We start from the raw sequence: 308 nt of genomic DNA, 5'->3' as shown, positions 1-308 counted from the left end.
CCCCACTGTCGCCACGGCGTTGACGAAGATCGCCCCTCCGTCACCACCCACACAGTTCTAGCGTGCCGGCCTTCTGGACCTTCTAGATCTGTACCTGCGTATTACTGCTGATGCGCTCCTCGCGCTCCAGCATCTGCCAGCTCAACGTAGCCGCAGGTGGGACCGGCGGCGGTTCGAGCGGCGGCGTGCTGTCGTCGTCTTCCCATAGTGGCACGCCTGCGATTGCATGATCGACTTCTTGTGCATCGTCAACCCTCCTCACTGGAAATCCGACACGCTGCGCCGACCCAGGTGGCTCGATCATCCAC

1 protein-coding gene is annotated in these 308 nt (G+C 62.3%); it reads right to left on the bottom strand.

Annotated features, from left to right (window positions below; translation table 11 throughout):
- Positions 1–82: 82 nt before the first annotated feature.
- Positions 83–308: hypothetical protein (locus RCF13_RS19980; protein ID WP_308141486.1), on the bottom strand; the 226-nt coding region annotated here is incomplete at its 5' end.

The organism is Stenotrophomonas maltophilia group sp. RNC7, assembly GCF_030910085.1.
GTDB lineage: Bacteria > Pseudomonadota > Gammaproteobacteria > Xanthomonadales > Xanthomonadaceae > Stenotrophomonas > Stenotrophomonas sepilia.
This window is presented reverse-complemented; position numbering and strand designations above follow the sequence as displayed.